This window comes from Frankia sp. CoWAU3 (genome assembly GCF_977971855.1).
The window spans coordinates 43,351-46,056 of sequence record NZ_CDWWXB010000002.1; the positions used below are offsets into that span (position 1 = coordinate 43,351).

Sequence of the window (2,706 nt, forward strand, 5' to 3'; positions counted from 1 at the left end):
AGGAGGCGACGGCGGCCTCGACCTTCGCCGCCTCCTCGGCGTGGCCGAGATGATCGAGCAGCATCGCCACCGAGGCGACGGTGGCCGTCGGGTCGGCGAGCTGCCTGCCGGCGATATCCGGGGCGCTGCCGTGCACGGGCTCGAACATGCTCGGGTGGACACCGGAGGGATCGAGGTTGCCACTGGCGGCCAGGCCGATCCCGCCGGTGATGGCCGCGCCGATGTCGGTGATGATGTCACCGAACATGTTGTCCGTCACAACGACGTCGAACCGACCCGGATCGGTCACGAAGAACATCGAGGCCGCGTCCACGTGCTGGTAGTCGACGCGCACGTCGGGGAACTCGGGCGCCACCTCGGCCACGGTGCGCGACCACAGGTCGCCGGCCTTGGTCAGCACGTTGTTCTTGTGCACGAGAGTCAGGTGGCGACGCTCGCGTCGATCGGCCCGCCGGAACGCGTCGCGCACGACGCGCTCGACGCCGTACCGGGTGTTGAGGCTCTCCTCGGTCGCCACCTCATGGGGCGTCCCCTTCCGGAGCACACCCCCCGCGCCCGCGTACGGCCCCTCCGTGCCCTCCCGCACCACGATCATGTCGATGGCCGGATCTCCGGCCAGCGGCGAGCGGACTCCCGGATAGAGCCGCACCGGCCGGAGATTGACGTGATGGTCGAACTCGAACCGCAGCCGCAGCAGCAGGCCACGCTCGAGGACACCGCTGGGCACGCCGGGATCACCGACCGCCCCGAGCAGGATCGCGTCGTGACCGCGCAGTTCCTCCAGCACCGAGTCGGGCAGCGTCTCCCCGGTCTCGTGCCAGCGCCGGGCACCCAGGTCGTATTCGGTCGTGTCGACCTTGGGATGTACCGCGCGCAGCACCCGCAACCCCTCCGCCACCACCTCGGGGCCGATCCCGTCACCGCCAATCACCGCAAGCCTCATAGGCCGACTGTAGCGGCCGACCGCGGCCCCGCAGCGGTCCCACCCGGTCTGGCCCGCCCGACCGGTGCCGATCCGGCACGGGTCCGCACGGGGCCGCTCACGACGGGCCGCCGCCCCGACGGCCGTCATCGTGCTCCCGAACGGCCGCAAACCACCCCCGAATGGATGCTAACAGTAGCCATTTCATTACCTCAGTCCAAGCTCGGCGCTGGAACGGCGCCTCACACCTCCGCATTCGATCACCTTGAGTAATCGTAGTGCACCACCTCGCCAAATAAAGTTCACCCTCGTTGTCGCTGGATTGATTTCCATCGGCCGACTCGGACTACTCGCACGCCTCGCGTCGGCACCCGAAAATCCTGGCGAGCAATGACCGTTTTGGCAACGGATCAACGATGAACGACGCCTCCGGCGCCCAGAAATCGCCGATCTTGCGTCGGGGACACGGGAAGGACGATGAACGGCAATCTGACCGCTACCAGCCGGTCACACAAAAGAGCGCAGGATTCACAACTCCGGACGGTACTCGCGCCCGGCATCGCGGCCGGATGGTAAGAAACTCAGTTACAGGACAGGTGCGACGTGCTTCGATGCGAGGGGGTGCACGGCGCATGATTACTCGGCAGCGGACTCCCGCGGGACCTCCGTCCAGCGACCGCCCCGATGTCGGCGACGCGGCTGTTTCGTCCGGTGGCGCGGCCGAGGGCAGGACGCTGCCCGCGGCCGATGGGGCGGGTCCCCTCGGCCGGTTGAAGAACGGCGACGGCGGTGGGACGCGTGGCGACGACCGGCCCGACCTGCGCCGAATTCTCGCCGACCCCGACGAACCCGTGCTGTTCTTCCAGCCGATCGTGGATCTGCAACGGGGGGTCATCGCGGGGTATGAGGCGCTAGCACGCTTCCACAGCCACCCGGCCCACCCGCCCGACCTCGTCTTCGCCGAGGCGGACCGGCTCGGGCTCGCGGCCCAGTTGGAGGCCCGTGTCCTCGCCGCCGCGCTGGAGGCGCGTGACCGGCTTCCCGACCGCTGCTTCCTCGCGGTCAACGTCCTGCCCCATCTGCTCACCTCACCAGAAGTCACGGCAATCTGGCAGCGTGCGGACCTGCGGCGCCTGGTCCTAGAACTCAACGAGGCAGTCGACCTCGACGCCACCACCGGCCTGACGACCACCGCGGGCGCACTGCGCAACCTCGGTGCGTTCGTGGCGATGGACGACGTCGGCTCGGGCTATGCCGGGTTACGGCAGCTGGCGCGGATCCGCCCCGACTTCGTCAAGCTGGACCGCTCGCTCGTAGTCAACGTGGACGACGACCAGGTCAAGATCGCCCTCACCGAGCTGGTCGGCACCTTCGCCAGCCGGCTCAACGCCTGGGTCATCGCGGAGGGGGTCGAGCGGTTCGACGAGCTCGGAATGCTGGTCGCGCTGGGGGTTCCGCTCGGCCAGGGATTCCTGCTCGGGCGTCCCTCCCGGGCCTGGCAGCAGCTCGACCCAACCGTGGCTAGGCGTATCCGCCAGTTCTCGGAACGCAGCAACCACGCCGCGAGCATCGAGAGCCTGATGGAACAGGTCACGATCAGTATAGGTGACTCCGGTCGGTGCGCCATGTCCGCGGACTGTCCGTCCTGTCCCATGAGCGCCGCCCGGAACCGGGACGGTCTCGCGGCCGGCGATGATCCGGCCGGACCGGACGGTGACCGGACGCCTCGAGCGACCGTCATCGTCTCCAACCGATGCCGACCGGTCGCCCTGCATCTGTCCGGC

2 protein-coding genes are annotated in these 2,706 nt (G+C 68.8%); one reads left to right on the forward strand and one right to left on the reverse strand.

Going from position 1 to position 2,706, the window contains the following annotated elements; genetic code table 11:
• A partial coding sequence (locus AC08ON_RS00615) for a 3-isopropylmalate dehydrogenase (protein WP_476616277.1) occupies positions 1-943 on the reverse strand: 943 nt, incomplete at its 3' end.
• A 611-nt stretch (positions 944-1,554) separates the two neighbouring features.
• Here AC08ON_RS00615 and AC08ON_RS00620 point away from each other — a divergent pair.
• Positions 1,555-2,706: EAL domain-containing protein (locus tag AC08ON_RS00620; protein WP_476616278.1), on the forward strand; the 1,152-nt coding region annotated here is incomplete at its 3' end.